Origin of the sequence: Klebsiella sp. GG_Kp146 (assembly GCF_040061975.1) — a bacterium.
GTDB classification, from domain to species: Bacteria; Pseudomonadota; Gammaproteobacteria; order Enterobacterales; family Enterobacteriaceae; genus Klebsiella; species Klebsiella quasipneumoniae.
In genome coordinates this window covers 25,602-47,493 of sequence record NZ_JBEAHA010000040.1, presented here as the reverse complement: position 1 = coordinate 47,493, position 21,892 = coordinate 25,602, and the positions used below count along the sequence as shown (strand labels likewise).

At 54.6% G+C, this 21,892-nt stretch carries 21 protein-coding genes and 2 tRNA genes; 16 read left to right on the top strand and 7 right to left on the bottom strand.

Annotation, left to right across the window (positions count from 1 at the left end; all coding sequences use genetic code 11):
- Positions 1–8 precede the first annotated feature (8 nt).
- Both sfsB and ispB read right to left on the bottom strand, forming a co-directional pair.
- Positions 9–281 carry a DNA-binding transcriptional regulator SfsB gene (gene sfsB / locus ABLU95_RS23130; protein WP_004206189.1) on the bottom strand — a complete coding sequence of 91 codons (273 nt, stop codon included), beginning with the start codon at positions 279–281 and terminating at the stop codon, positions 9–11.
- Between the two features lie 197 nt (positions 282–478).
- The gene (gene ispB, locus ABLU95_RS23125) at positions 479–1,450 is read right to left on the bottom strand and encodes an octaprenyl diphosphate synthase (protein WP_023291123.1); all 972 of its coding nucleotides are present in this window, start codon (positions 1,448–1,450) and stop codon (positions 479–481) included.
- 260 nt (positions 1,451–1,710) lie between these two features.
- Between ispB and rplU the strand changes: the two genes are divergently transcribed.
- From rplU to cgtA, 4 genes are all read left to right on the top strand, one after another.
- Positions 1,711–2,022, top strand: a complete 312-nt coding sequence (gene rplU, locus ABLU95_RS23120) for a 50S ribosomal protein L21 (protein ID WP_002918379.1) — start codon at positions 1,711–1,713, stop codon at positions 2,020–2,022.
- Positions 2,023–2,042: 20 nt separating this feature from the next.
- The gene (gene rpmA / locus ABLU95_RS23115; protein ID WP_002434222.1) at positions 2,043–2,300 is read left to right on the top strand and encodes a 50S ribosomal protein L27; all 258 of its coding nucleotides are present in this window, start codon (positions 2,043–2,045) and stop codon (positions 2,298–2,300) included.
- A 93-nt stretch (positions 2,301–2,393) separates the two neighbouring features.
- Positions 2,394–3,359: a DMT family transporter gene (locus ABLU95_RS23110; protein ID WP_004206187.1), complete on the top strand. Its 966-nt coding sequence runs from the start codon at positions 2,394–2,396 to the stop codon at positions 3,357–3,359.
- 15 nt (positions 3,360–3,374) lie between these two features.
- On the top strand, positions 3,375–4,553 hold the full coding sequence (cgtA, locus tag ABLU95_RS23105; RefSeq protein ID WP_004206186.1) for an Obg family GTPase CgtA: 1,179 nt from the start codon (positions 3,375–3,377) through the stop codon (positions 4,551–4,553).
- 52 nt (positions 4,554–4,605) lie between these two features.
- On the opposite strand, the gene dacB is transcribed toward cgtA, so the two are convergent.
- Positions 4,606–6,039 carry a serine-type D-Ala-D-Ala carboxypeptidase gene (gene dacB / locus ABLU95_RS23100; RefSeq protein WP_023291122.1) on the bottom strand — a complete coding sequence of 478 codons (1,434 nt, stop codon included), beginning with the start codon at positions 6,037–6,039 and terminating at the stop codon, positions 4,606–4,608.
- 235 nt (positions 6,040–6,274) lie between these two features.
- Here dacB and greA point away from each other — a divergent pair, with 235 nt between their 5' ends.
- Positions 6,275–6,751 (top strand): transcription elongation factor GreA, encoded by a 477-nt coding sequence (gene greA / locus ABLU95_RS23095; RefSeq protein ID WP_002918375.1) that lies wholly within the window; start codon positions 6,275–6,277, stop codon positions 6,749–6,751.
- Positions 6,752–6,903: 152 nt separating this feature from the next.
- Here the strand turns inward: greA and yhbY are convergent, their stop codons facing one another.
- A complete protein-coding gene (yhbY, locus tag ABLU95_RS23090; protein ID WP_002918374.1) occupies positions 6,904–7,197 on the bottom strand; it encodes a ribosome assembly RNA-binding protein YhbY in 294 nt (97 codons plus the stop codon).
- A gap of 123 nt (positions 7,198–7,320) precedes the next feature.
- Here yhbY and rlmE point away from each other — a divergent pair, with 123 nt between their 5' ends.
- The 7 genes from rlmE (at position 7,321) to ABLU95_RS23055 (ending at position 13,460) form a co-directional block, all read left to right on the top strand.
- Positions 7,321–7,950, top strand: a complete 630-nt coding sequence (gene rlmE / locus ABLU95_RS23085; protein ID WP_008806638.1) for a 23S rRNA (uridine(2552)-2'-O)-methyltransferase RlmE — start codon at positions 7,321–7,323, stop codon at positions 7,948–7,950.
- Between the two features lie 99 nt (positions 7,951–8,049).
- Positions 8,050–9,984 (top strand): ATP-dependent zinc metalloprotease FtsH, encoded by a 1,935-nt coding sequence (gene ftsH / locus ABLU95_RS23080; RefSeq protein WP_004206183.1) that lies wholly within the window; start codon positions 8,050–8,052, stop codon positions 9,982–9,984.
- A gap of 96 nt (positions 9,985–10,080) precedes the next feature.
- The gene (gene folP, locus ABLU95_RS23075) at positions 10,081–10,929 is read left to right on the top strand and encodes a dihydropteroate synthase (protein WP_348875106.1); all 849 of its coding nucleotides are present in this window, start codon (positions 10,081–10,083) and stop codon (positions 10,927–10,929) included.
- Positions 10,922–12,259 (top strand): phosphoglucosamine mutase, encoded by a 1,338-nt coding sequence (glmM, locus tag ABLU95_RS23070; RefSeq protein WP_004206179.1) that lies wholly within the window; start codon positions 10,922–10,924, stop codon positions 12,257–12,259. The genes folP and glmM overlap by 8 nt, the downstream gene beginning before the upstream one ends.
- A gap of 229 nt (positions 12,260–12,488) precedes the next feature.
- On the top strand, positions 12,489–12,818 hold the full coding sequence (gene secG / locus ABLU95_RS23065; RefSeq protein ID WP_002918369.1) for a preprotein translocase subunit SecG: 330 nt from the start codon (positions 12,489–12,491) through the stop codon (positions 12,816–12,818).
- 9 nt (positions 12,819–12,827) lie between these two features.
- Positions 12,828–12,914, top strand: a tRNA-Leu gene (locus tag ABLU95_RS23060).
- 297 nt (positions 12,915–13,211) lie between these two features.
- Positions 13,212–13,460, top strand: coding sequence for a hypothetical protein (locus tag ABLU95_RS23055; RefSeq protein ID WP_072096600.1), 249 nt, complete (start codon positions 13,212–13,214; stop codon positions 13,458–13,460).
- Positions 13,461–13,502: 42 nt separating this feature from the next.
- On the opposite strand, the gene ABLU95_RS23050 is transcribed toward ABLU95_RS23055, so the two are convergent.
- The 3 genes from ABLU95_RS23050 to argG all read right to left on the bottom strand — a co-directional run bounded on the left by ABLU95_RS23050 (position 13,503) and on the right by argG (position 16,544).
- Positions 13,503–14,054, bottom strand: a complete 552-nt coding sequence (locus tag ABLU95_RS23050; protein WP_032454172.1) for a YfaZ family outer membrane protein — start codon at positions 14,052–14,054, stop codon at positions 13,503–13,505.
- Positions 14,055–14,398: 344 nt separating this feature from the next.
- On the bottom strand, positions 14,399–15,028 hold the full coding sequence (locus tag ABLU95_RS23045) for a winged helix-turn-helix transcriptional regulator (protein WP_023291118.1): 630 nt from the start codon (positions 15,026–15,028) through the stop codon (positions 14,399–14,401).
- Positions 15,029–15,200: 172 nt separating this feature from the next.
- Complete coding sequence (gene argG, locus ABLU95_RS23040; protein WP_004144895.1) at positions 15,201–16,544, bottom strand: argininosuccinate synthase; 1,344 nt, start codon at positions 16,542–16,544, stop codon at positions 15,201–15,203.
- A gap of 307 nt (positions 16,545–16,851) precedes the next feature.
- Between argG and ABLU95_RS23035 the strand changes: the two genes are divergently transcribed.
- The 4 genes from ABLU95_RS23035 to infB all read left to right on the top strand — a co-directional run bounded on the left by ABLU95_RS23035 (position 16,852) and on the right by infB (position 21,819).
- Positions 16,852–16,928: transfer RNA gene (locus ABLU95_RS23035), tRNA-Met, on the top strand.
- Positions 16,929–17,136: 208 nt separating this feature from the next.
- Positions 17,137–17,589 (top strand): ribosome maturation factor RimP, encoded by a 453-nt coding sequence (gene rimP, locus ABLU95_RS23030; RefSeq protein WP_002918364.1) that lies wholly within the window; start codon positions 17,137–17,139, stop codon positions 17,587–17,589.
- Between the two features lie 27 nt (positions 17,590–17,616).
- Entirely contained in the window at positions 17,617–19,104 is a 1,488-nt protein-coding gene (nusA, locus tag ABLU95_RS23025) for a transcription termination factor NusA (protein WP_002918252.1), read from the top strand.
- 24 nt (positions 19,105–19,128) lie between these two features.
- Positions 19,129–21,819 carry a translation initiation factor IF-2 gene (gene infB, locus ABLU95_RS23020; protein WP_023291117.1) on the top strand — a complete coding sequence of 897 codons (2,691 nt, stop codon included), beginning with the start codon at positions 19,129–19,131 and terminating at the stop codon, positions 21,817–21,819.
- Positions 21,820–21,892 lie beyond the last annotated feature (73 nt).

Below are 21,892 nucleotides of genomic sequence, written 5' to 3'. Positions count from 1 at the left end.
CAATCACATCACTTGTCCATCTTCTTTTGACGCATCATCTGCGTTCTGTCGATAAACTCATGCGTTACCGGATCATGGTAGCGTGACGGCCAGATGACCCACGGCTGTGTATCCAGCGCCGTGGCGATGATTAATTCGCCTTTCGGCCAGGGGCGGGTCAGGGCGTTCGCCAGCGTTGAAGAACTCAGACCGTGCCGTCGCGACTCTGCCGCCAGCGATGTTCCCCGTTTACGTAATCCCGCAACAATATCTGCGGGATGCCAGTCGATGAACTTATCCATAAATTCTCCTGGTGATAAAGATCCTGATCGGCCCATATGGGCGACGGGGACACTATACCCGCGCACCAGGTAAGGTTCTAACAAGTTCTGTTAAAGCGCCGGAATATTCAGAATGTATCAAGGTATCCGGAAATTTACGGTAGGGAATAGGTTTTTACTGGAACTTTCCCGCGCATTGCGCGGGAAGGGGGAGGAGATTAATGATCGCGCTGAACCGCGATATGCGCCAGCCCGATCAAGGCTTCACGCCAGGGGGTGTCAGGGAGAACCTGCAGCGCGGCAATCGCTTTGTCAGCTTCTTCTTCGGCACGTTTCTGCGTCCACTCCAGCGAACCGCAGGCAGCCATCGTTTCCAGGACGGCATCCAGCAGATGGCGGCCGTTGCCCTGCTCGATTGCCCCGCGGATCATCGCCGATTGATCGGCGGTACCATGGTGCATGGCGTGCAGCAGCGGTAGCGTCGGTTTGCCTTCGTTGAGGTCATCACCGACGTTTTTACCAAGCCGCTCTCCGTCGGAGCTGTAATCGAGTAAATCGTCGATCAGCTGGAAAGCGGTGCCGAGATAGCGGCCATAATCCTGCAACGCGCGCTCTTCTTCCGCAGTGCAGTCGGCCAGTAATCCCGCACACTGCGAGGCTGCCTCAAACAGACGCGCCGTCTTGCTGTAGATGACGCGCATGTAGTTCTCTTCCGTGATATCCGGGTCATTGACGTTCATCAGCTGCAGCACTTCGCCTTCGGCAATGACGTTCACCGCTTCCGACATGACCTCGAGGATCTTCAGCGAGCCCAACTGGGTCATCATCTGAAAGGCGCGGGTATAGATAAAATCGCCGACCAGCACGCTGGCGGCATTGCCAAACGCCGCATTTGCCGTGGCTTTGCCGCGACGCATATCAGACTCATCGACGACGTCGTCATGCAGCAGGGTGGCGGTATGAATAAATTCAATCAGCGCAGCAATGGTGACATGCGCGCTCCCCTGATAACCCACCGCGCGGGCGGCGAGCACAGCAATCATCGGGCGAATGCGTTTGCCGCCGCCGCTGACGATGTAATAGCCTAACTGATTGATAAGCTGAACATCGGAGTTGAGTTGCTCAAGAATCGTCGCATTGACACCCGCCATATCTTGCGCGGTTAACTCATTGATTTTTTCTAAATTCATCGCAAAAGCCGGGCCAAATGTCCTGTTACCATGAATCCAGGTGGGATCACAGAAGGATTAAGACAGAATTAAAAGAAGTTATGATTGTACTGAAAAATTGCCGTAGATAAACGTTGTCGTGAAAGTTGTGTTTTTTTTCTGCATTGATCGCTAATCGCTCTTGTCAAAGGCTCGCGTTTTGCGTAATATTCGCGCCCTATTGTGAATATTTATAGCGCACTCTGAATCACACGAAGAGGTGCGCGGAAGCGGAGTTTTATATGTACGCGGTTTTCCAAAGTGGTGGTAAACAACACCGAGTAAGCGAAGGTCAGACCGTTCGCCTGGAAAAGCTGGACATCGCAACTGGCGAAGCTGTTGAGTTCGCTGAAGTGCTGATGATCGCAAACGGTGAAGAAATCAAGATCGGCGTTCCTTTCGTTGAGGGCGGCGTAATCAAAGCTGAAGTTGTTGCTCACGGTCGTGGCGAGAAAGTTAAAATCGTTAAGTTTCGTCGTCGTAAACACTATCGTAAGCAGCAGGGCCATCGTCAGTGGTTCACTGATGTGAAAATCACTGGCATCAGCGCCTAAGACCTGAGGAGTAGATTTAAATGGCACATAAAAAGGCTGGCGGCTCGACTCGTAACGGTCGCGATTCAGAAGCTAAACGTCTGGGCGTAAAACGTTTCGGCGGTGAAGCAGTTCTGGCAGGTAGCATCATCGTTCGTCAACGTGGTACCAAATTCCACGCTGGCACCAACGTTGGTTGCGGCCGTGACCACACTCTGTTCGCTTTGACTGACGGTAAAGTCAAGTTCGAAGTTAAAGGCCCGAAAAACCGTAAATTCATCAGCATCGTTGCTGAATAAGTTTTTCGCGTCCCGGTAACGGATGAAAGCCCCGCAACACGTTGCGGGGCTTTTTACATTCGTCTACCGGAAAATTTTTGCAGGGAAACAGGCATGAAGCAGCAGGCTGGGATTGGCATTATTCTGGCGCTTACCACCGCGATGTGTTGGGGAGCGTTGCCGATTGCAATGAAGCAGGTTCTTGAAGTGATGGCGCCGCCAACGGTGGTGTTTTATCGCTTCCTGATGGCCAGTATTGGCCTTGGCGCGATCCTCGCGATCAAAGGCAAACTGCCGCCGCTGCGAATTTTTCGCAAGCCGCGCTGGCTGGTCTTATTAGCGATTGCCACCGGCGGCCTGTTCGGTAACTTCATCCTGTTCAGTTCTTCCCTGCAGTATCTCAGCCCCACGGCTTCTCAGGTCATCGGCCAGCTATCGCCGGTAGGCATGATGGTGGCTAGCGTCGTGATTCTGAAAGAGCGCATGCGCGGCACCCAGGTGGTGGGCGCGTTGATGCTGCTCAGCGGGTTGGTGATGTTCTTCAACACCAGCCTGATTGAAATCTTTACCCGCCTGACGGACTACACGTGGGGGGTAATTTTCGGCGTTGCTGCCGCCACGGTGTGGGTAAGCTACGGCGTCGCGCAAAAGGTGTTATTGCGCCGTCTGGCATCGCAGCAGATACTATTTTTGCTGTACACTTTATGTACGATTGCATTACTGCCGCTCGCTGAGCCTGGGGTGATATCCCGGTTAAGCAGCTGGCAACTGGCATGCCTGATTTTTTGCGGGCTGAATACCCTTGTCGGCTACGGGGCGCTGGCGGAAGCCATGGCGCGCTGGCAGGCGGCGCAGGTCAGCGCGTTAATCACCTTGACGCCACTGTTTACGCTACTGTTTTCTGATTTATTATCAATGGCCTGGCCCGATGTTTTCGCCAGACCGATGTTAAACCTGATTGGTTATCTCGGTGCGTTTGTCGTGGTTGCGGGCGCGATGTATTCCGCCATCGGTCATCGTCTTTGGGGACGTTGGCGTAAGCGAGAGGCGGTAGTACCGCTGCCCCGCTCAGGCGAATGATTTACGGAGAGTAAAATGAAGTTTGTAGATGAAGCAACGATCCTGGTCGTAGCAGGTGACGGCGGCAATGGTTGCGTAAGCTTCCGCCGCGAAAAATATATTCCGAAAGGCGGCCCGGACGGCGGCGATGGCGGTGACGGCGGCGATGTCTGGCTGGAAGCGGACGAAAACCTGAATACCCTGATCGACTACCGTTTTGAAAAATCTTTCCGCGCCGAACGCGGGCAGAATGGCCAGAGCCGCGACTGTACCGGTAAGCGTGGTAAAGACGTGACGGTAAAAGTGCCGGTCGGGACCCGGGTTATCGACCAGGGCACCGGCGAGACCATGGGCGATATGACCAAACACGGTCAGCGTCTGATGGTGGCGAAGGGCGGCTGGCACGGTCTGGGCAACACCCGTTTTAAATCATCCGTTAACCGTACGCCGCGTCAGAAGACCATGGGTACGCCGGGTGATAAGCGCGACCTGCAGCTGGAGCTGATGCTGCTGGCGGACGTCGGAATGCTGGGGATGCCGAACGCCGGTAAATCCACTTTCATCCGTGCGGTCTCCGCCGCCAAGCCGAAAGTGGCTGACTATCCGTTTACCACCCTGGTGCCAAGCCTGGGCGTGGTGCGTATGGACAATGAGAAGAGCTTTGTGGTCGCCGATATCCCGGGGCTGATTGAAGGCGCAGCGGAAGGCGCAGGCCTCGGCATCCGCTTCCTCAAGCACCTTGAGCGCTGCCGCGTATTGCTGCACCTGATCGACATCGAGCCTATCGACGGTTCCGATCCGGTTGAGAACGCGCGCATCATCATCGGCGAGCTGGAGAAATACAGCGAGAAGCTGGCCTCCAAACCGCGCTGGTTAGTCTTTAACAAGATTGACCTGATGGACAAAGCGGAAGCCGAAGCTAAAGCGAAGGCGATTGCTGAAGCGCTGGGTTGGGAAGAGAAATTCTACCTGATCTCCGCCGCCAGCCAGCAGGGCGTAAAAGATCTGTGCTGGGACGTGATGACCTTCATCATCGAAAACCCCATCGTGCAGGCGGAAGAAGAGCAGAAGCCGGAGAAAGTCGAGTTTATGTGGGACGACTATCACCGTCAGCAGCTTGAAGAGGCCGAAGCCGAAGTGGAAGATGACGAAGACTGGGATGACGACTGGGACGAAGACGACGAAGAAGGCGTTGAATTCATCTACAAACGTTAATCCTGACTTCTCTGGATCAAAAAGGGCCGCATCTGATGCGGCCCTTTTGTTTTTAGTTGTTCTGGTACAAATCTTTATAAAGCCGGCTTTCAAAGCGCACCAACGGTATGCGGCGGTTACGCTGATCGGCTGGCTCCACGGCGTAGCCGGAGAGGTATTGCACGAAGGCCACCTTTTGCCCGCTGGCGGTAGTGATGAAGCCCGCAAGGTTATAAACCCCCTGCAGCGACCCGGTTTTCGCCGAGACTTTGCCATCGACGCCCGCCTGATGGAGGCCGGCGCGATACTGCAGCGAGCCGTCATGGCCCGCCAGCGGCAGCATAGAGATGAAGTTGAGCTCGGTGTCGTGCTGGGCGATATACTGCAACACCTGCATCATGGTCGCCGGGGCGATCAGGTTGTGGCGCGACAGGCCAGAGCCGTCGGCGATGATGGTGTTGCCGAGATCAACCCCAGCCTGTTGACGCAGGATCTGACGTACGGCATCGGATCCTGCCCGCCAGGTCCCTGGTACGCCGAACCGGGCATGACCGATGGTACGAAAAACGGTATCCGCAATCATGTTGTCGGATTTTTTCAGCATGATCCGCAGCAGATCGTGCAGCGGCGCCGACTGGGTGGTGGCTAATACCGTGCCGGGCTCATTGGCCAGCGTCTGACGCAGCAGCGTGCCGCTATAGGCGATCCCCGCCTGCTTCAGCTCCGCTTTAAGGATCGCCCCGGCGTAGCTGGCGCCATCCTGTATCGCGAAGGCCAGCGGCAGCGGTTCGCTACGCTGCGGCAGGCAGCCGGTGAGGGTATAGCGATTGAGGTCGCCCGGCACCACGTCCAGTTCGCAATACTGGGCTTCCGATGAGCCACGCGCCAGGGTGCGAACCTGACTGAACATGGTGACCGGATAATAGGAGGCGACGCGAATGAAGGCGAGATCGCCCGGCTTCTGCGCGCTATACAGCGAGACCGAGAAGCAGTTGCGGTCGACAATCGCCGCCGCAGGCGGAGCGCTGAAGCATTGTGTCAGGTCGTTCCACGGCCACCCCGGCGCTTTATCATGGCTGGCGAAGACCGAGGTATCGATAAGCACATTGCCGTCGATACGCTGCACGCCAGCTTTTTTCAGCGTCGCCACCATATTGCGAATATCCTGCCGCTTCAGCGTCGGGTCGCCGCCGAAGCGGGCGATCAGATCGCCTTTCAGCACGCCGCCGTCCAGTGAGCCTTTGGTTTCCAGCGTGGTGGTGAAACGAAAATCGGGACCCAGCTGCAGCAGGGCCGCCAGCGCGGTGATGACCTTTTGCGTACTGGCCGGAAGCGCCATTTGCTGGCTGTGATAGTCGATTTCCGGCGTCGATGCGCCGACCTTTTGCGCCATAAAGGCAAGGTTCGCACCGGCGGGAAGCTGGGTGATGTACTCGTCAATATTCGCCGCCTGAGCGCTAAGCGCTATACCGGCAGTCAATCCGATGATAAATCTGGGAAATCGCATAATCTCGCGCTAACAACCTGAAGCCAGGCCGTCATACTACGGTGCAACGCCCAGTAAAGTAAACGATGACCCATAATGAACTTCGGGGTAAAATACCTATCAAATGAAAAATTGCTGCTGACCTGGGGAGTGTTTCCCGGGTCGGTTTCTTTTTGCTCGTGTCCTGCCCGTGGACAGGACAGGTGGCGGAGCGGAGCTATCCGTTTCCTGAAGGAATGATAAAGAGGTATAACTAATGCAAGCGATTCCGATGACCTTACGTGGCGCTGAAAAACTGCGCGAAGAACTGGATTATCTGAAGTCTGTGCGTCGTCCTGAAATCATTGCCGCTATTGCTGAGGCCCGTGAACACGGCGATCTGAAAGAGAATGCCGAGTATCATGCCGCGCGTGAACAGCAGGGCTTCTGCGAAGGGCGTATCAAGGATATCGAAGCGAAGCTGTCCAATGCGCAGGTTATCGATATCACCAAAATGCCGAACAATGGCCGGGTGATTTTTGGCTCTACTGTCAGCGTGCTGAACCTCGATACTGACGAGGAACAGACCTACCGTATCGTGGGCGATGACGAAGCTGATTTTAAGCAGAATCTGATCTCCGTGAACTCGCCGATTGCCCGTGGTCTGATCGGTAAAGAGCAGGATGACGTCGTGACTATCCGTACACCGGGTGGGGAAGTGGAATACGAAATTACCAAGGTTGAATACCTGTAAGGCGTATTTCCCGCTACGATGTTTATAGATTGTAAAGAAAGGAAAAAGGCCGCATAGCGGCCTTTTATCAACGTCACGAGCATGGCATTTTGCTCGCCTGGCCACAGAAATCCCTCGTTTTACACAAAGTTGTGTCGGGATTGAGGATATTCTTAGCGTGGCAGCGAGATTTTACGCTCTGGCGTTGGGCGGTACAGAACCAGCGTTTTACCGATGACCTGTACGTTACAGGCGCCGGTTTCGCGCACGATGGCTTCCACGATCAAGGCTTTAGTTTCGCGATCTTCTGAGGCGATCTTCACCTTGATGAGTTCATGGTGCCCTAACGCTTGTTCGATCTCGGCCAGTACCCCTTCGGTCAAACCATTGTTGCCAAGCATAACTACCGGCTTGAGCGGATGTGCCAGACCTTTCAGGTGCTGTTTTTGTTTAGTACTCAGATTCATCGTATTTTTTTGCTTACGTTGGGATTGAAAACGGGTCATTCTACCGCCATCTCCCATATATCGCCAAACTACCGCGTCGATTTTTACGCAGTAAAGTACGATGAACCCGAACGGGAATGTTAAATGACAGGTAAAAAGCGTTCTGCCAGCTCAAGCCGCTGGCTTCAGGAACACTTTAGCGATAAATATGTTCAACAGGCACAGAAAAAGGGGTTACGTTCCCGTGCCTGGTTTAAACTTGATGAAATACAGCAAAGTGACAAAATTTTTAAGCCGGGGATGACGATAGTTGACCTCGGCGCTGCTCCCGGAGGCTGGTCGCAGTATGCGGTCACGCAGATCGGCAACAGCGGCCGCATCATCGCTTGCGATCTTTTACCAATGGATCCAATCGTTGGTGTGGACTTCCTTCAGGGCGACTTTCGTGATGAATTAGTCCTGAAAGCGTTACTTGAGCGAGTAGGCGACAGTAAAGTACAAGTGGTCATGTCCGATATGGCGCCGAATATGTGCGGAACACCGGCGGTGGATATTCCCCGGGCGATGTATCTGGTAGAACTGGCGCTTGAAATGTCTCGTGATGTATTAGCGCCAGGTGGTAGTTTTGTAGTGAAGGTGTTCCAGGGCGAAGGCTTCGATGAGTATCTTCGAGAAATTCGCTCCCTGTTTACGAAGGTCAAAGTTCGTAAGCCGGACTCTTCCCGCGCTCGTTCGCGTGAAGTGTATATTGTAGCGACCGGGCGTAAACCATAACCGGCAGATTTCAAATGAAAGTTTGAAAGAAACTGGATATAGCGTATCCTGACGCTGTTTTTAACACAGTTGTAATAAGAGGTTAATCCCTTGAGTGACATGGCGAAAAACCTAATACTCTGGCTGGTCATTGCCGTTGTGCTGATGTCAGTATTCCAGAGCTTTGGGCCCAGCGAGTCGAATGGCCGCAAGGTGGATTATTCTACCTTCCTGCAAGAGGTCAATCAGGACCAGGTTCGCGAAGCGCGTATCAACGGACGTGAGATCAACGTTACCAAGAAAGATAGTAACCGTTACACGACTTACATTCCGGTTAACGATCCGAAGCTGCTCGATAACCTGTTGACTAAAAACGTCAAAGTTGTTGGTGAACCACCAGAAGAGCCAAGCCTGCTGGCTTCCATCTTCATCTCCTGGTTCCCAATGCTGCTGTTGATCGGCGTCTGGATCTTTTTTATGCGGCAAATGCAGGGCGGCGGCGGAAAGGGCGCGATGTCCTTCGGCAAAAGCAAAGCCCGTATGCTGACGGAAGATCAGATCAAAACCACTTTTGCTGACGTTGCCGGGTGTGACGAAGCGAAAGAGGAAGTCGGCGAACTGGTGGAATACCTGCGTGAGCCGAGCCGCTTCCAGAAACTGGGCGGTAAGATCCCGAAAGGCGTCCTGATGGTCGGTCCTCCGGGTACCGGTAAAACGCTGCTGGCGAAAGCGATCGCTGGCGAAGCAAAAGTGCCGTTCTTTACTATTTCCGGTTCTGACTTCGTAGAAATGTTCGTCGGTGTTGGTGCATCCCGTGTACGTGACATGTTCGAACAGGCTAAGAAAGCAGCGCCTTGCATCATCTTCATCGATGAAATCGACGCCGTCGGCCGCCAGCGTGGCGCCGGTCTTGGCGGTGGTCACGATGAACGTGAGCAGACCCTGAACCAGATGCTGGTTGAGATGGACGGCTTCGAAGGTAACGAAGGCATTATCGTTATCGCGGCGACTAACCGTCCGGACGTTCTTGACCCCGCGCTGCTGCGTCCGGGCCGTTTTGACCGCCAGGTGGTGGTTGGCCTGCCGGATGTTCGCGGTCGTGAGCAGATCCTGAAAGTGCATATGCGTCGCGTTCCGCTGGCGCCGGATATCGATGCGGCAATCATTGCTCGCGGTACCCCTGGCTTCTCCGGTGCGGACCTGGCCAACCTGGTCAACGAAGCGGCCCTGTTTGCTGCCCGCGGCAACAAACGCGTCGTATCGATGGTTGAGTTCGAAAAAGCGAAAGACAAAATCATGATGGGTGCGGAACGCCGCTCCATGGTGATGACGGAAGCGCAGAAAGAGTCCACCGCTTACCACGAAGCGGGCCACGCGATTATCGGTCGTCTGGTGCCGGAGCACGATCCGGTGCACAAAGTGACGATTATCCCGCGCGGTCGTGCGCTGGGTGTGACCTTCTTCCTGCCGGAAGGCGATGCGATCAGCGCCAGCCGTCAGAAACTGGAAAGTCAGATCTCCACCCTGTACGGCGGTCGTCTGGCGGAAGAGATTATCTACGGTCCGGAACATGTTTCTACCGGCGCGTCTAACGACATTAAAGTGGCGACGAACCTGGCGCGTAACATGGTGACCCAGTGGGGCTTCTCCGACAAACTTGGTCCGCTGCTGTACGCGGAAGAAGAGGGTGAAGTGTTCCTCGGCCGCAGCGTCGCGAAAGCGAAGCATATGTCCGATGAAACTGCACGTATCATCGACCAGGAAGTGAAATCGCTGATTGAGCGTAACTACGGTCGTGCTCGCCAGCTGCTGAACGACAACATGGACATTCTGCACGCGATGAAAGATGCGCTCATGAAGTATGAGACCATCGATGCGCCGCAGATTGACGACCTAATGGCTCGTCGCGATGTTCGTCCGCCAGCGGGATGGGAAGAACCCGGTTCTTCTAACAACTCTGACAACAATGGCACGCCTCGTGCGCCGCGTCCGGTCGATGAACCGCGTACGCCGAACCCGGGCAACACCATGTCAGAGCAGCTGGGCGACAAATAAGCTGCCGCTGTTGATGTCTTGTTTTAACCTTAAAACCCCGGGGCGCCCGCTCCGGGGTTTTTCTTTTTTAACCTCTTCAGTCTCAGGGATTTTGTGATGAAACTTGTAGCCCAGGGCTCAACCCTCGATCTCTCTCACCCCCACGTGATGGGTATTCTTAATGTGACGCCTGACTCCTTCTCCGATGGCGGCGCCCATAATTCGCTGATTGAGGCGGTGAAGCATGCCAATCTGATGATCAACGCCGGGGCGACCATCATTGATATCGGCGGTGAATCGACGCGGCCAGGGGCGGCTGAGGTTAGCGTGGAAGAGGAGCTTGCGCGGGTGATCCCGGTGGTGGAGGCTATCGCCCAGCGCTTTGAGGTGTGGATCTCCGTGGATACCTCCAAAGCGGAGGTTATCCGCGAATCCGCCCGGGCAGGGGCGCATATCATTAACGATATTCGTTCGCTGACCGAACTCGGCGCGCTGCAGGCTGCGGCGGACACCGGGCTGCCGGTGTGTCTGATGCATATGCAGGGACAGCCGAAAACCATGCAGGAGGCGCCGAAGTATGAGGATGTCTTCGCCGATGTGGAGCGCTTTTTTAATGAACACATCGTGCGCTGCGAACAGGCAGGGATCGCAAAAGAAAAATTGCTGCTCGACCCGGGATTCGGTTTCGGTAAAAATCTCACCCACAATTATCAATTGCTGGCCAGGCTGGGAGAGTTTCATCACTTTGGTCTGCCGCTGCTGGTCGGTATGTCGCGTAAGTCGATGGTAGGTCAGTTGCTGAACGTCGGGCCGTCGGAACGGCTGAACGGCAGCCTGGCGTGTGCCGTCATTGCAGCAATGCAGGGCGCGCAGATTATCCGCGTCCATGATGTCAAAGAAACGGTAGAAGCGCTGCGCGTGGTGGAAGCCACTCTCGCCGCTAAGGGAAAAAAACGTTATGAGTAACCGCAAGTATTTTGGCACCGATGGTATTCGTGGCCGCGTCGGCGATGCGCCGATCACTCCGGAATTTGTGCTTAAGCTCGGCTGGGCGGCGGGCAAAGTGTTAGCGCGTCACGGCTCGCGTAAAATTATCATCGGCAAGGATACCCGTATTTCGGGCTATATGCTGGAATCGGCGCTGGAAGCCGGGCTGGCGGCAGCGGGGCTCTCTGCGTCGTTCACCGGGCCAATGCCAACGCCGGCGATCGCCTACCTGACGCGCGCCTTTCGCGCCGAGGCGGGGATCGTCATCTCCGCTTCACATAACCCTTTCTACGACAACGGCATCAAGTTCTTCTCCATTGAGGGCACCAAGCTGCCGGATGATGTGGAAGAGGCGATTGAAGCCGAAATGGAGAAAGAACTCACCTGTGTGGACTCGGCTGAGCTGGGTAAAGCCAGCCGCATCGTCGATGCCGCAGGCCGCTACATTGAGTTTTGTAAAGGCACCTTTCCTAACGAGCTGAGCCTCTCCACGCTGAAAGTGGTGGTGGACTGTGCACACGGCGCAACCTACCACATCGCGCCCAATGTTTTCCGCGAACTGGGCGCCCAGGTTATCGCGATGGGCTGCGAGCCTGACGGCCTCAACATCAACGAAGAGGTCGGGGCCACCGACGTGCGGGCGCTGCAGGCGCGCGTGCTGGCGGAAAAAGCCGATCTGGGCATTGCCTACGATGGCGATGGCGATCGGGTGATCATGGTTGACCACGAAGGCAATAAAGTCGATGGTGACCAGATCCTCTACATCATCGCCCGGGAAGGGCTGCGTCAGGGACAGCTGCGCGGCGGCGCCGTCGGTACGCTGATGAGCAATATGGGCCTGGAGCTGGCGCTCAAGCAGCTGGGCATCCCGTTTGCCCGCGCTAAGGTGGGTGACCGCTATGTGCTGGAGATGCTCCAGGAAAAAGGCTGGCGCATCGGTGCGGAAAACTCCGGCCATGTGATCCTGCTGGATAAAACCACCACCGGCGATGGCATCGTCGCCAGTTTGCAGGTGGTTGCGGCGATGGTACGCAACCATATGAGCCTGCATGACCTGTGCAGCGGCATGAAGATGTTCCCTCAGCTGCTGGTGAATGTGCGCTTTACCGAGGGCAGCGGTAACCCTCTGGAGAATGAGCATGTCAAAGCGGTGACCGCAGAAGTGGAAGCGGCGTTAGGTAAGCGTGGCCGCGTCCTGTTGCGTAAATCGGGTACGGAACCGCTGATCCGCGTCATGGTGGAAGGCGAGCATGAAGATCAGGTGCACGAGTTTGCGCATCGCATCGCCGAAGCGGTAAAAAGCGTCTAAGCTTGCCGGCTAAGTGGTTAAAAAGGCGGCGCTTGCCGCCTTTTTTATGATCGAACACCGGCTTTTTGCTGTTTTTTTCTGCAGTTGATACAATGTGTCGAAATTGCCCTTGCGAAGGTCATTCGCTTTGGTTAGTATTCACACCCGCTTCAGTGGGAAACGTTAAAACGTCCCGCTTTATTGGTCGAAGCACTTGGTATGCGGCGAATCCGCAAGGAACAGGTTGATTATGTACGAAGCTCTTTTGGTTGTTTTCCTTATTGTAGCGATTGGCCTCGTAGGTCTGGTTATGCTGCAGCAAGGTAAAGGCGCTGATATGGGAGCCTCCTTCGGTGCAGGCGCTTCCGGCACACTGTTTGGGTCCAGCGGTTCTGGTAACTTCATGACCCGTATGACCGGCATCCTGGCTGCGCTGTTCTTCATCATCAGTCTGGCGCTGGGTAACATCAACAGCAACAAGACCAGTAAAGGAAGTGAGTGGGATAACCTGAGCGCGCCGAAAACAGAGCAAACTCAGCCAACTGCGCCGGCTCAGCCGACCAGCGATATCCCGCACTAAGTATTCTGTACCGAGGTGGTGGAATTGGTAGACACGCTACCTTGAGGTGGTAGTGCCCTAACGGGCTTGTGGGTTCGAGTCCCATCCTCGGTACCAATATTCCAGAAAAAAGACGCTGAAAAGCGTCTTTTTTTGTTTTTATCCCCACCGGTCATTTATTAATAAACATCTCTTCACTGGCTCCCGCCTTTTACTGTCGTTAAAGTCGCCACGTCTAATCAACAGAGGTGAAGTGACACAATGAACAAGATCGGGTTGCTTATCGTCGCCGGCGCGCTCGGTTTAGCGGGATGCAGTTCAACATCGCCATCCAAAACGGTGGAGACGATTAATGCGCTAACCGTACCGGTATCATACAGTGAGCCTGGCGTTGCAGCGAATAATCCCCAGGCGGTGACGCGCTATTTCCAGGACAATACGGCACTGATTGGCCGCCTTAACCATTCATTGAAAAGCAATTATCTGCAGGATGTTGAGCGCCGCGATGTGTTCGACAGACACAGCGAGGCGTATCAGGTGTATGGCGCTCTGACCCGCCTGGAGCAGATGGCGTCCATGAATGAGGTTTACCGCAAAGAGAATAATGTTGCTGGCCTGCAGGAGATTAACCGCGTACTGAAAAGCGTGCCGCAGGCCAGTTAAGAATGAAGCAGGGACTGCCGGATGGCAATCCCTGTGCATGGATTAAAAGCGGAAGTTAACCCCGGCGTAGGCCCCGTCGGCGAGGGTGTTGTCGCGATGGCCGTCTTTCCCCGCCATATCGATATATCGATAGCCTGCTTCGATATTCAGCGACGGCAGCACGTTAAGGCGTACCCCGGCATTGGCCTCCACATAATCATCGACGCCGCTGGACATCGAGTCCGGCGAGTAATAACCCTCACCGAAGAGCGTGAAGTACTGGCCGAGAGGAAGCTCTGCTCCGCCACCCGCGGCGATGGCGTAGCCTTCATCCCCATCTTTAGGGTTCAGATAGATGCCTTTACCGCCCAGCGTCATCAGGAAAGGCCCGAGGTTGAAGTTATAACCCATACCCAGTCCAATAGTGTCGCCGTCATTGTCACTATGCGCCCACTGGGTATTGAACGTCATTCCAGGTTCCCCGGCGCCAAAGCTGGCAGACAGATTGGTAAACTCGCTACCGGCTTCACCATGCAGATTAACGGATGCGCAGGCGGCGCCGCTGGCCCCCACAGCGATCATCAAGGCTACCATTTTTGGAGCAATAGACTTCATTGTTGAATTCCTTCAGATAAAAAAAAGCCCGATACGGGTGTTCGGGCAAAATTAACGGGTTTTTGGATCTCATCGTTATGGTCGAGCAGGCGGTAGGAGAGGGGATCAACTCCCGCTACCGCTGCTCACGCCTGGCCGATTGCCGGCGGCATATCCTGCACCTGCGCAGGCCCGGCGATGCACGCCTTGGCTGTCTGCTGGTCGTACCCGGCACAGGATGTCCTCCGGTAACTCAGGTATTTAGCTTAAAATTATTTTTTTGTTACCGTTAGCGTTTATTGGTTTAAATTTAAACAACTTCAGCTGTGAGATGAATAGCCACAAATGACAGAGGTTGGCGCGAGTCAGAATTTTTCAGGAAGTGAGGCAATGCTTTGTAAATAACCCCCCCGGGCAAAGGCAATATAACCGCCTTTCTTTAAGGCTGACAAGACATTAAGAATACTGCTGCGTGAGAGATGAGTCCGGTCCTGAATATATTCAAGAATAGATACGCGCTGTCGTGTCTCTTCGGTTAAGAGCATCATTTCCAGCAGATGGTTACGGATCACCGAATAGGTTCGCTGTTGCAAGACCAGATCGTCACGATACACCATATACGAGGTATGATAGGCCAGCAGGATTGTCACTTCTTCCCACAGATTATGCTGACGAAATAGCGCCGACGCCAGATCGTAGTCGATACGTAGCAGCTCGGATGAGACCTCTGCACGCAGGCTATGACTGCGGCTGGGCTGCAGCATTTCCGCCACGCCGAAAAGGTGGGGTTCATAGACGGTCACCATCAAGAGCCTGTCGGAATTACGAATAATCGACAACTCGCCTTTTTTAAAAATAAAGAGCTGGGTTTTGCCTTTATATTCCCACGTAAGTCTTTTTCTGGCGATCGCATTAACGGGCGTCGCGTGTGGCTCAAGCACATCGATCAATCGGTCAATGGCCTTCTGCGGCCTGATAGGCGGTTTAATATTCATGATGTTTATCACCAGATACGAATTAATCAATTGAGGATATTATAGTCAACAATTTTGCTGACCAGGCGATAAGGAAATAATGCCTCTTTTCGAATTTTCTGGTGCGGACTGGTAACAAAAAATAAAAAAGCCGGCGGAGAGCCGCCGGCAGAGAGCAAACATCGTCAGGCGATTATTTGCCTTTGTTTTCCAGATTTTCAACCTGCGGTAAACCCGTCGCTGAGGAGGCGCTCAGCAGGCCAGACTGCGCGTAGCCGAACAGCTTCTCGCGGGTATCGGTGATATCCAGATTACGCATGGTCAGCTGGCCGATACGGTCTTCAGCGGTAAACATGGAATCGCCTTTTTCCATGGTCAGACGCTCTGCTTTATAGGTCAGGTTGTCTGATACCGTATTGAGGATCGAGTAGTCGTTGCCGCGACGCAGCTCAAGGGTGACTTCGCCGGTGATCTGGCTGGCGACCCAGCGCTGCAGCGAATCACGCAGCATCAGCGCCTGGGAATCGAACCAGCGGCCCTGATACAGCAGACGGCCCAGCTGGCGACCGTGAGCGTGATATTGCTCAATAGTATCTTCGTTATGAATACCGGTCAGCAGACGCTCGTAAGCGATATGCAGCAGCGCCATCCCCGGGGCTTCATAAATGCCGCGGCTTTTCGCTTCGATAATCCGGTTTTCGATCTGGTCGCTCATGCCCAGGCCGTGACGACCGCCGATGCGGTTGGCTTCCAGCATCATCTCGACGTCATCGGCGAAGGTTTTGCCATTAAGCGCTACCGGGTGACCCTGCTCAAAACGTACGGTGACCTCTTCCGCAGGGATCTTCACGTTTTCGTCCCAGAACTTCACGCCCATAATCGGGTTGACGATCTTGACGCTGGAATTCAGAAACTCCAGATCTTTCGCTTCGTGGGTAGCGCCGAGCATGTTGGAGTCGGTGGAATAGGCTTTCTCGACCGACATCTTGTAGTCAAAGCCGCAGGCGATCATAAATTCGGACATTTCGTGACGGCCGCCGAGTTCATTGATGAAATCGCTGTCCAGCCACGGTTTGTAGATCTGCAGTTCAGCGTTGGTCAGCAGGCCGTAGCGATAGAAACGTTCGATATCGTTGCCTTTATAGGTGCTGCCATCGCCCCAGATGTTGACGCCGTCTTCTTTCATTGCCGCTACCAGCATGGTGCCGGTGACAGCGCGGCCCAGCGGCGTGGTGTTGAAGTAGGTCAACCCGCCGGTGGTGTTATGGAAAGCGCCACACTGAATCGCGGCGATCCCTTCTGCGACCAGCTGTTTGCGGCAGTCGATCAGACGGGCGCCTTCGGCGCCGTACTCTTTCGCGCGGCGCGGAATAGCATCGTAATCGTCTTCGTCCGGTTGACCCAGGTTAGCGGTATATGCATAAGGCACGGCGCCTTTTTTGCGCATCCATAACAGCGCGGCGCTGGTATCCAGTCCACCAGAGAAAGCGATACCAATACGTTGACCAACCGGGAGATGCTTGAGAATCGTCGTCATAAAATAAAACCCTGCTCGATAGACTGTGGTGAGTTCGACTCAACAACCTTAACCGCATTTTTATGCATTAATTGTGAGTATTCATTTAACCATCTTTTACTGGTGACAGGAAGGGCTTCATCATCTTTTTGCTAAAAAAGCCTGAAATACCAGCACAAACGGCAATCGGGGGCGATAAAATGCATGTTGACAAAATATACTAATTGTCGTTACAATTCATCCCGATTTTATGTCCCGTCTTCGGTACCAAATCCCAGCAGTATTTGCGTCTTTTGCTCAAAAAGAGTAAAATATGCCACGTTTCAGGCGCGGGGTGGAGCAGCCTGGTAGCTCGTCGGGCTCATAACCCGAAGGTCGTCGGTTCAAATCCGGCCCCCGCAACCACTTTCCCATTAAGTACTTTTTCAAATATACTGTGAGGACTAGGTGTCCTTCGTAGCCGAATTTGAAAGAATTCTTGCGGAAGGTGTTCCAGATCGCCATGGCGATCTCAGGGTTCAGTTATCTAAAGCCCCGATTTATCGGGGTTTTTTGTTATCTGACTTCAGAATAACTGGGCTATACGCCCTTTTTTTATGTCTTGGGGGTGGGTTTGTCCACATTAGAGCAAAAATTGACAGAGATGCTCACTGCGCCGGTTGAAGCGCTTGGCTTTGAGCTGGTCGGCATCGAATTTATTCGCGGTCGCACATCCACACTGCGCATCTATATTGATAGTGAAGATGGCATCAACGTTGATGATTGTGCTGATGTGAGCCACCAGGTAAGCGCCGTCATGGATGTCGAAGACCCGATCACTGTCGCTTACAACCTGGAAGTCTCTTCGCCTGGTCTCGACCGTCCGATGTTCACCGCCGAACACTATCAACGTTTCACTGGCGAAGAAGTTGCGCTGGTGCTGCGCATGGCGGTTCAGAACCGTCGCAAATGGCAGGGCATTATCAAAGCGGTAGACGGTGAAATGATCACGGTAACCGTCGAAGGCAAAGATGAAGTGTTCGCGCTGAGTAACATCCAGAAGGCGAACCTGGTTCCCCACTTTTAACAGTCTGGATTGAGGTGAAAGGCCCCGATGAACAAAGAAATTTTGGCTGTTGTTGAAGCCGTTTCCAACGAAAAAGCGCTGCCGCGTGAGAAAATTTTCGAAGCGCTGGAAAGCGCGCTGGCAACGGCCACCAAGAAAAAATACGAACAAGAGATCGACGTTCGCGTTGAAATCGACCGCAAGAGCGGCGATTTCGACACTTTCCGTCGCTGGCTGGTTGTAGAAGAAGTCACCCAGCCGACGCGCGAGATCACGCTGGAAGCCGCGCGTTTCGAAGATGAAAGCATGAACGTCGGCGACTACGTCGAAGATCAGATTGAATCTGTCACCTTCGACCGCATCACCACCCAGACCGCTAAACAGGTTATCGTGCAGAAAGTTCGCGAAGCCGAGCGCGCGATGGTGGTCGATCAGTTCCGCGAGCACGAAGGTGAGATCATCACCGGCGTGGTGAAAAAAGTGAACCGCGACAACATCACTCTGGATCTGGGCAACAACGCTGAAGCCGTGATCCTGCGTGAAGATATGCTGCCGCGTGAAAACTTCCGTCCGGGCGACCGCATTCGCGGCGTACTGTACGCCGTCCGTCCGGAAGCGCGTGGCGCCCAGCTGTTCGTGACCCGTTCCAAACCTGAGATGCTGATCGAACTGTTCCGCATCGAAGTGCCGGAAATCGGTGAAGAAGTGCTGGAGATCAAAGCGGCAGCTCGCGATCCGGGCTCTCGTGCCAAAATCGCGGTGAAAACCAACGACAAGCGTATCGACCCGGTTGGCGCTTGCGTCGGTATGCGCGGCGCGCGCGTGCAGGCGGTATCCACCGAGCTGGGCGGCGAGCGTATCGATATCGTCCTCTGGGATGATAACCCGGCGCAGTTCGTGATTAACGCTATGGCGCCGGCAGACGTCGCGTCCATCGTGGTGGATGAAGATAAACACACCATGGATATCGCGGTAGAAGCGGGCAACCTGGCGCAGGCGATTGGCCGTAACGGTCAGAACGTCCGCCTGGCCTCGCAGCTTAGCGGCTGGGAACTCAACGTGATGACCGTTGACGATCTGCAGGCTAAGCACCAGGCGGAAGCGCATGCCGCTATCGATACCTTCACCAAATATCTAGATATTGATGAAGATTTCGCGACAGTGCTGGTTGAAGAAGGCTTCTCCTCACTGGAAGAGCTGGCCTATGTGCCGATGAAAGAACTGCTGGAAATCGACGGTCTGGATGAAGCCACCGTTGAAGCACTTCGTGAGCGTGCGAAAAACGCACTGACTACGCTGGCGCTGGCTCAGGAAGAAAGCCTGGGAGATAACAAACCTGCCGATGATCTGTTGAATCTCGAAGGTCTGGATCGTGCCCTGGCATTCAAACTGGCTGCCCGTGGTGTTTGTACGCTGGAAGATCTCGCCGAGCAGGGCGTTGATGACCTGGCTGATATCGAAGGGATGACCGACGAGAAAGCTGGCGAGCTCATCATGGCCGCTCGCAACATTTGTTGGTTCGGCGACGAAGCGTAATAAACTGTAGCAGGAAGGAACAGCATGACAGATGTGACTATTAAAGCGCTGGCCTCAGAGATTCAGACCTCTGTGGATCGCCTGATACAGCAATTTGCTGACGCAGGCATCCGCAAAACGGCTGATGATTCTGTGACCTCGCAAGAGAAACAAACTTTGTTGACGCACCTGAACCGTGAGCACGGTTCGGCGCCAGACAAGCTGACGTTACAGCGTAAGACGCGCAGTACGTTGAATATTCCAGGTACCGGTGGAAAGAGTAAATCGGTACAAATCGAAGTCCGCAAGAAACGCACCTTTGTGAAACGCGATCCGCAAGAGGCTGAACGCCTGGCCGCGGAAGAGCAGGCGCAGCGTGAAGCGGAAGAGCAGGCCCGTCGTGAAGCTGAAGAAGCAGCGAAACGCGAGGCGCAATTAAAAGCTGAACGTGAGGCCGCAGAACAAGCTAAACGTGAAGTCGCTGATAAAGCGAAACGTGAAGCTGCGGAAAAAGACAAAGTGAGCAATCAACATACCGACGAAATGACCAAAACCGCCCAGGCTGAAAAGATCCGTCGCGAGAACGAAGCCGCGGAACTGAAGCGCAAATCGGAAGAAGAAGCACGCCGCAAACTTGAAGAAGAAGCGCGCCGTGTAGCGGAAGAAGCACGCCGTATGGCAGAAGAAAACGAAAAAAATTGGTCTGAAACTTCAGACAGCCCGGAAGACACCAGCGACTATCACGTCACCACGTCACAGCATGCACGTCAGGCTGAAGATGATAACGATCGTGAAGTCGAAGGCGGCCGCAGCCGCAGCCGTAGCAGCAAAGCGGCGCGTCCGGCGAAGAAAGGCAACAAACACGCTGAATCTAAAGCCGATCGTGAAGAAGCCCGTGCGGCCGTTCGCGGCGGCAAAGGCGGTAAGCACCGTAAAGGTTCCGCTCTGCAGCAGGGCTTCCAGAAGCCGGCGCAGGCCGTTAACCGTGACGTCGTGATCGGCGAAACCATCACCGTTGGCGAACTGGCTAACAAGATGGCGGTGAAAGGTTCGCAGGTCATCAAAGCGATGATGAAGCTGGGCGCCATGGCGACCATCAACCAGGTCATCGACCAGGAAACCGCACAGCTGGTTGCCGAAGAGATGGGCCACAAAGTTATCCTGCGTCGTGAAAACGAGCTGGAAGAAGCGGTAATGAGCGACCGTGACACCGGCGCGGCGGCTGAACCGCGCGCACCGGTTGTGACCATCATGGGTCACGTTGACCACGGTAAAACCTCGCTGCTGGACTACATTCGTTCCACTAAGGTTGCCTCCGGCGAAGCGGGTGGTATTACCCAGCACATCGGTGCTTACCATGTAGAAACCGACAACGGCATGATCACCTTCCTGGATACCCCGGGCCACGCCGCGTTTACCTCCATGCGTGCTCGTGGTGCGCAGGCGACGGATATCGTGGTTCTGGTGGTGGCGGCAGACGACGGCGTGATGCCGCAGACTATCGAAGCTATCCAGCACGCCAAAGCGGCGCAGGTGCCGGTGGTGGTTGCGGTGAACAAGATCGATAAGCCTGAAGCCGATCCGGACCGTGTGAAGAACGAACTGTCCCAGTACGGCATCCTGCCGGAAGAGTGGGGCGGCGAGAGCCAGTTCGTCCACGTCTCCGCGAAAGCCGGTACCGGTATCGACGACCTGCTGGACGCGATCCTGCTGCAGGCTGAAGTACTCGAGCTGAAAGCGGTCCGTAACGGGATGGCGAGCGGCGCGGTGATCGAATCCTTCCTTGATAAAGGTCGTGGTCCGGTCGCTACCGTTCTGGTTCGCGAAGGTACGCTGCACAAGGGCGATATCGTTCTGTGCGGCTTCGAATACGGTCGTGTGCGTGCGATGCGTGACGAACTGGGTCGCGAAGTGCTGGAAGCGGGTCCGTCCATTCCGGTGGAAATCCTCGGCCTGTCCGGTGTGCCGGCTGCCGGTGATGAAGTGACCGTGGTTCGTGACGAGAAAAAAGCGCGTGAAGTGGCGCTGTATCGTCAGGGCAAATTCCGTGAAGTTAAGCTGGCGCGTCAGCAGAAATCTAAACTGGAAAACATGTTCGCTAACATGACCGAAGGCGAAGTTCACGAAGTGAACATCGTGCTGAAAGCGGACGTACAGGGTTCTGTCGAGGCGATTTCCGATTCCTTACTGAAACTGTCTACCGACGAAGTGAAAGTGAAGATCATCGGTTCCGGCGTAGGTGGTATCACCGAAACCGACGCCACCCTTGCTGCAGCATCCAACGCGATTCTGGTTGGCTTCAACGTTCGTGCCGATGCCTCTGCGCGTAAAGTTATCGAAGCGGAAAGCCTGGATCTGCGTTACTACTCCGTCATCTATAACCTGATCGACGAAGTGAAAGCGGCGATGAGCGGCATGCTGTCTCCGGAACTGAAACAGCAGATCATCGGTCTGGCTGAAGTGCGTGATGTCTTTAAATCGCCGAAATTCGGCGCCATCGCGGGCTGTATGGTTACCGAAGGGACGATCAAACGTCACAACCCAATCCGCGTGCTGCGTGACAACGTGGTTATCTATGAAGGCGAGCTGGAATCCCTGCGCCGCTTCAAAGATGACGTTAACGAAGTCCGTAACGGCATGGAATGTGGTATCGGTGTGAAGAACTACAACGACGTTCGCGTTGGCGATATGATCGAAGTGTTCGAAATCATCGAAATCCAGCGTAGCATCGATTAATCATCGGATGGCTAAGCCGCCGGGGAAGCGAAGCGCCACCCGGCAATCATTTTAAAAAGGGGCTTTAGGCCCC